The organism is Streptomyces sp. NPDC030814 (assembly GCF_055572155.1).
On sequence record NZ_JBVIDX010000025.1, the window covers coordinates 1 to 6,572 of the forward strand.

Annotated in this window: 4 protein-coding genes; all 4 read left to right on the top strand. The window is 71.9% G+C overall.

The genetic code is table 11. The annotated features are described in order from the left end of the window. Nucleotides 1-154 precede the first annotated feature (154 nt). The 4 genes from ACZ43N_RS34385 to ACZ43N_RS34400 are packed head-to-tail and all read left to right on the top strand — an operon-like array spanning nucleotide 155 to nucleotide 6,421. Nucleotides 155-895 (top strand): response regulator transcription factor, encoded by a 741-nt coding sequence (locus tag ACZ43N_RS34385; RefSeq protein ID WP_468102979.1) that lies wholly within the window; start codon nucleotides 155-157, stop codon nucleotides 893-895. After that, nucleotides 892-2,565, top strand: coding sequence for a sensor histidine kinase (locus tag ACZ43N_RS34390; RefSeq protein WP_468102980.1), 1,674 nt, complete (start codon nucleotides 892-894; stop codon nucleotides 2,563-2,565). The genes ACZ43N_RS34385 and ACZ43N_RS34390 overlap by 4 nt, the downstream gene beginning before the upstream one ends. A gap of 26 nt (nucleotides 2,566-2,591) precedes the next feature. Beyond that, nucleotides 2,592-4,172, top strand: coding sequence for a bifunctional glycosyltransferase family 2/GtrA family protein (locus tag ACZ43N_RS34395; RefSeq protein WP_468102981.1), 1,581 nt, complete (start codon nucleotides 2,592-2,594; stop codon nucleotides 4,170-4,172). Next, nucleotides 4,169-6,421 (top strand): ArnT family glycosyltransferase, encoded by a 2,253-nt coding sequence (locus ACZ43N_RS34400; RefSeq protein WP_468102982.1) that lies wholly within the window; start codon nucleotides 4,169-4,171, stop codon nucleotides 6,419-6,421. The genes ACZ43N_RS34395 and ACZ43N_RS34400 overlap by 4 nt, the downstream gene beginning before the upstream one ends. Nucleotides 6,422-6,572: the final 151 nt, after the last annotated feature.

Genomic DNA, 6,572 nt, shown 5'->3' on the forward strand with positions numbered 1-6,572 from the left:
CGACGACCCGACAGGCCACCACTCCCACGGAACCACCACTCCTATCCCCGACCAGCGGAAACGCGTCGATCACCTCCGGAAAGACAACAGCTTCTCAGGAAAATCACAGGTTCCGGAAAGGGTGTTCTCAGAGGACCCCGACAAGGTGTTCAGCATGACCACGACCTCGCCCCAGGGGCGCACCGAACTGCTGAGGCCGGACGGGAGCCCCGTCCGAGTGCTTGTGGTGGACGACGAGCTGTCGATCAGCGAGCTGCTGGCCATGGCTCTTCGCTATGAGGGATGGCAGATCCGCAGTGCGGGGGACGGCACGGGTGCCCTCCAGACCGCGCGCGACTTCCGGCCCGACGCCGTCGTCCTGGACATGATGCTTCCGGACATGGACGGGCTGACCGTCCTCGGGCGGCTGCGGCGTGAGCTGCCCGACGTGCCGGTCCTCTTCCTCACCGCGAAGGACGCCGTCGAGGACCGGATCGCCGGACTCACCGCCGGCGGCGACGACTACGTCACCAAGCCGTTCAGCCTGGAGGAGGTCGTCGCCCGGCTGCGGGGCCTCATCCGGCGCTCGGGCGCCGCCGACCGGCGCTCCGACTCGGTGCTCGTCGTCGGTGACCTCATGCTCGACGAGGACAGCCACGAGGTGTCACGCGGCGGCGACAACATCCACCTCACCGCCACCGAGTTCGAGCTGCTGCGGTTCCTGATGCGGAACCCGCGGCGGGTGCTCAGCAAGGCGCAGATCCTCGACCGGGTGTGGTCGTACGACTTCGGCGGCCAGGCGAACGTGGTCGAGCTGTACATCTCCTATCTGCGGCGGAAGATCGACGCCGGGCGCGAGCCGATGATCCACACCCGGCGGGGGGCCGGCTACCTGATCAAGCCCGCGGCGTCATGAGCGGGCGACGACGAACGCGTACGCAGTGGCGGTCGCGGCTCAGGCCGGGACGAGGGAAGGGGCAGCCGCGCACGCTGCGTACGCGACTCGTCGTCTCCGCGGTGGCGTTGATCGCGGTGGTGTGCGCGGTGATCGGGACGGTGACCACGGTCGTGCTCGGCCGGCACCTGGACAAGCAGCTGAACGACCAGGTCGAGGAGATCGCCCGGCGTGCTGCCGGCGGGCCGGCGAGGCCGGTGGGCGGCGGCATGGGCGGCGGACCCCTGCCGGACGAACCGTTCGGGTTCGTCACCAAGGGCGGTACCGAGGCGAACACCGTCGTCGCGAAAGTCAGCGGTACCGGCCGGATCACCGACGCGGTCGTCGCCAAGGAGAAGAACTCCGACAGCGAGGGCTTCGAGGGCATGACGCCCAAGCTCCTCGACGACGAACAGACCGCCGCTCTCAGCAAGGTGCCGAGGACCGGAACCCACGACGTCGACATCCCCGGCCTCGGGGAGTACCGGGTGCAGTACGACGAGGGGGGCCGGGGCAACTTCTACGTCGCCCTGCCGACCGCCGAGGTCACCGGCACCCTCGACACCTTGATCATCGTCGAGCTCAGCGTCACCGGCGCCGGACTCGTCGCCGCCGGTGTCGCCGGGTCCGCGCTGGTCGGTGTGGCCCTGCGGCCCCTGCGCAAGGTGGCGGCCACCGCGACCCGGGTCTCCGAACTGCCGCTGCACACCGGCGAGGTCACTCTCAACGAACGCGTGCCCGAGTCCGAGACCGACCCGCACACCGAGGTCGGGCAGGTCGGGGCCGCGCTGAACCGGATGCTCGACCACATCCACGGCGCGCTGCACTCGCGGCAGGAGAGCGAGACACGCGTACGGCAGTTCGTGGCGGACGCCAGTCACGAGCTGCGGACCCCGCTCGCGTCCATCCGTGGCTACGCCGAGCTGACCCGGCGCGGCCGGGAGGAGATCGGGCCCGACACCCGGCACGCGCTGGGGCGGATCGAGTCCGAGTCCGGGCGGATGACGCTGCTCGTCGAGGATCTGCTGCTGCTGGCGCGGCTCGACGCCGGCCGGCCGCTGCAGTTCGAGCGGACCGATCTGATCCCGCTGGTCGTGGACACCGTCAGCGACGCGCGGGCGGCCGGACGGAGCCACACATGGCGGCTCGACCTGCCGGACGCGCCGGCCCTGGTGTCGGCGGACGCGGCACGGCTCCAACAGGTCCTCGTCAACCTGTTGGCGAACGCACGTACGCACACACCGCCCGGGACCACGGTCACCGCGCGGGTGCAGCGGCGCGGGCCGTGGATGTGCGTGGACGTCGAGGACGACGGGCAGGGCATCCCCGAGGGACTGCTGCCGCATGTCTTCGAGCGGTTCGCGCGCGGGGACTCCTCGCGGTCCAGGGCGTCCGGCTCGACCGGCCTCGGGCTCGCCATCGTGCAGGCCGTGGCCGACGCGCACGGCGGGGCCGTGACCGTCGACAGCGTGCCCGGCAGGACCGTGTTCACCGTGCACCTGCCCGTCCTCGGCGGGGCCGGAGCCCTGCTCGACGACGCCGCCAACTGGCAGTTCGACGACCTGGACCACGGTGCTGACCAGGACGCCGTCGACGTGACACCCCGGCAGCCGGACTCACAGGCACAGCACAGCGTCAGCACACGGGCATAACAGGGCGGGTCGCGAATGTACGGGTCATGCGAACCGACTCTTCTCCCGGCACCCTGCCGGCGCGGGAGCACCTCCCGGCCACAGACGCCGGTACGACTGTCCTGGACGTAGTGATCCCCGTCCACAACGAGGAGAAGGACCTCCAGCCGTGCGTCCGCAGACTGCACGAGCATCTCGCGCGGACCTTCCCGTACGCGTTCCGCATCACGATCGCGGACAACGCGTCCACGGACACCACCCCCCAGGTGGCCGCGCGGCTGGAGGCGGAGCTCCCGGAGGTCAGGTCCATCCGGCTGGAGCAGAAAGGGCGCGGGCGGGCCCTGCACACCGTCTGGTCCGCCTCCGACGCCCCGGTCCTCGCCTACATGGACGTGGACCTGTCCACCGATCTGAACGCCCTGCTGCCGCTGGTGGCACCGCTGATCTCCGGTCACTCGGACCTCGCGATCGGCTCCCGGCTCGCCCGCTCCTCGCGGGTGGTGCGCGGCCCGAAGCGGGAGTTCATCAGCCGCGCGTACAACCTGATCCTGCGCGGCTCGCTCCAGGCCCGCTTCTCGGACGCGCAGTGCGGGTTCAAGGCGATACGGCGGGACGTGGCGCAGGTGCTGCTGCCGCTCGTCGAGGACACCGGGTGGTTCTTCGACACCGAGATGCTGGTGCTCGCCGAGCGCGCCGGCCTCAGGATCCATGAGGTGCCGGTCGACTGGGTCGACGACCCCGACTCGACCGTCCACATCGTCAAGACGGCCACCGACGACCTCAAGGGCGTATGGCGGGTCGGCAAGGCCCTCGCCACCGGGTCGATCGCCCTGGACCGGCTCGCCCGCCCCTTCGGGGACGACCCCCGCGACCGCGACATCGAGGACGTACCGCGCGGCCTCGCCCGCCAGCTTCTCGGCTTCTGCGTCGTGGGCGGCCTGTCCACCCTCTTCTACCTGCTCCTCTACAGCGGCTTCCGTACCCTCGCGGGGTCGCAGACCGCCAACGCGCTCGCCCTGCTCCTCTCGGCGATCGCCAACACGGCGGCCAACCGGCGCCTCACCTTCGGTGTCCGGGGCCGGGGCGGCGCCGTCAAGCACCAGGCGCAGGGCCTGGTGGTGTTCGGCATCGGCCTCACGCTCACCAGCGGCTCGCTGGTCGCCCTGAACGCGGCGACCAGCGACCCCGCGCACTCCACGGAACTGGCCGTCCTCGTCGCCGCCAACCTCGCGGCGACGGTGCTGCGGTTCCTGCTCTTCCGGGCCTGGGTGTTCCCCGACCGGCGCGAGGGCGGCATGTCCGCGGCCTCGACCGTCGTCAGCGCGCACCGGCCCGGCGACCCGGCCGCGGCCACCACGGCCGTGTACGCGACCACAGCGGCGGTACGACCGGGGCAGCCCGGCCCGTACGGCCACCAGGACCGGTTCCAGCCGACGGCCCAGCGCCCGGCGGCGCCGCCCACCCGGCGCGCCGACCACGCGACGGCGCCCACGACCCCGTACGGGGACGCCCCGTACCCCACGACCCGGTTCCGCGCCGGTGACGCCGCGGAACCGGGTCGTGGGGACGCGACCATGCGGATGCGGCCGGTGCGCCCGCACGACCAGGATTCGAGGCACACACGATGACCACGCACTCCGACACGACGAAGCACCAGGGGAGTGTGAGCCCCGCCGACCCCGGCTGGGAGCCCCCCATGACGAGCACAGGCGTACCGGAAGCAGTGGTTCCGGAAACGGCCGGGGCGCCCACGGCTCCCGGCTCCGGTGAGCCGGGGCAGCCCCTCGGCCGGCGGATGTGGCGAGGGCGCCCGGAGGACAACCGCTGGGTGCGCCCCGGCTTCCTCCTCGCGCTGCTGCTGATCGGCGGCCTCTACACCTGGAACCTCACGGCGTCCGGGTACGCCAACTCCTTCTACTCGGCGGCCGTGCAGGCGGGCAGCCAGTCCTGGAAGGCCTTCTTCTTCGGGTCCCTGGACTCGGCCAACGCCATCACCGTCGACAAGCCCCCGGCCTCACTGTGGCCGATGGCCCTGTCGGTACGGCTCCTCGGCCTGAACTCCTTCGCGATCCTGTTCCCGCAGGTCCTGATGGCCGTCGCCACCGCCGGGCTGCTGTGGGCGGCCGTACGCCGCCGCTTCGACGCCACGGCCGGCTTCCTCACCATGGCGGTGTTCGCGCTCACGCCCGTCGCCGCGCTGATGTTCCGTTTCAACAACCCGGACGCGGCCCTCGCGCTGCTGATGGCCGCCGCGGTGTACTGCACCCTCCGCGCGATGGAGAAGGCGCGGACGAGGTGGCTGGTCTGGGCGGGTGTCGCCGTCGGCCTCGCCTTCCTGGTCAAGACCCTCCAGGCCTTCCTGATCCTGCCGGTGCTGGCGATCGTGTATGTCGCCTTCGCCCCCGGCACCTGGAGGAAGCGCGTCGGCCAGGTGCTGCTCGCCGGGCTCGCGATGGTCGTCTCCGGCGGCTGGTGGGTCGCGATCGTCGAACTGTGGCCGGCCTCGTCCCGCCCGTACATCGGCGGCTCGCAGAACAACTCCTTCCTAGAGCTGACCTTCGGCTACAACGGCCTCGGCCGCATCAACGGCGAGGAGACGGGCAGCGTCGGCGGCGGCGGTGGCGGCAACGGCGGCGGCAACTGGGGCGAGACCGGCTGGGACCGGATGTTCGGCTCCACCATCGGCGGCCAGATCTCCTGGCTGATCCCGGCCGCGCTGATCCTGTTCGGCGCCGCGCTCTGGGCCACCCGCAGGCTGCGGCGCACCGACGACAGCCGCGCCGCGTTCCTCCTCTGGGGAGGCTCGCTGCTGATCACCATGGTGGTGTTCAGCTTCATGCAGGGCATCTTCCACGAGTACTACACCGTGGCCCTCGCCCCCTACATCGCGCCCCTGACCGGTATGGGCGCGGCCCTGCTCCGGCAGGAGCGCGGCAGGCCCTGGGCCTCCCTCACACTGGCCGCCGCGCTGACGGCCACCGCGGTCTGGGGCTATGTGCTCCTCAGCCGCTCCTCCGACTACCTGCCCTGGCTGAAATGGGTCGTGCTGGTCGGCGGCCTGGTCGCCGCGCTCGGCCTGGTCTTCATCGCCCGGCTCGGGCGACAACTGGCCCTCACGGTCGTGGGCCTGAGCTTCGCCACGGCGCTCGCGGGTCCGACGGCGTACACCCTCACCACGCTGGGCGAGGGCCACACGGGCTCGATCATCACGGCCGGCCCGTCCGTCCAGGGCGGTCGCGGTGGTCCCGGCGGCGGCATGGGCGGCGGCCCCGGTGGCGACGGTATGCCGGGCCGGCAGGGCCAGAACAACCAGCAGGGCGGCGGCCCCAACGGCCAGAACGGCAACGGTCCGATGGGCCGGCCCCCGACCGGCGGCTTCGGCGGCGGCCCGAACGGCCCGCAGGGTCAGCAGAACGGCAACGGCTCCCCACAGACCCAGCCGCAGGGCCAGGGCAACGGCTGGACCCAGCCCGGCGACGGCGGCCGGATGGGCGGCGGTGGCGGCGGCATGGGCGGTCTGCTCAACGGCGCGAGCGTCGGCGACGAGGCCCGGGAACTGCTGGAGAAGAACGCCGGGGACTACACCTGGGCGGCCGCCGCGATCGGCGCGCAGAACGCGGCGAGCTACCAACTCTCCACGGGCGAACCGGTCATGGCCATCGGCGGCTTCAACGGCACCGACCCGTCCCCGACCCTCGCGGAGTTCAAGAAGTACGTGGAGGAAGGAAGGATCCACTACTTCATCTCCGGCGGCGGTGGCGGCATGGGCGGCGGGAACAACGGCACCTCCTCGCAGATCAGCTCCTGGGTCCAGGGGAACTTCGAGTCGGTGACGGTCGACGGCGCGACCTTCTACGACCTGACGCAGGCGAAGTGACGACAGCGGCCGTATGAGTCGGGTGGTGGGGGGGGGGGGGGGGGGAAAAACCCCCCCCCCCCCCCCCCCCCCCCCCCCCCAAAACCCACGCTGCCTGGGGTTTGGAAACGCTCCCCCCTTTAGACCACCTCCCCCCCCCCCCCCCCCCCCC

Excerpts from the sequence above, each read along its gene's own strand:
- ACZ43N_RS34385 (WP_468102979.1), top strand. The coding sequence starts at position 155 with ATGACCACGACCTCGCCCCAGGGGCGCACCGAACTGCTGAGGCCGGAC.
- ACZ43N_RS34395 (WP_468102981.1), top strand. The coding sequence starts at position 2,592 with ATGCGAACCGACTCTTCTCCCGGCACCCTGCCGGCGCGGGAGCACCTC.
- ACZ43N_RS34390 (WP_468102980.1), top strand. The coding sequence starts at position 892 with ATGAGCGGGCGACGACGAACGCGTACGCAGTGGCGGTCGCGGCTCAGG.
- ACZ43N_RS34400 (WP_468102982.1), top strand. The coding sequence starts at position 4,169 with ATGACCACGCACTCCGACACGACGAAGCACCAGGGGAGTGTGAGCCCC.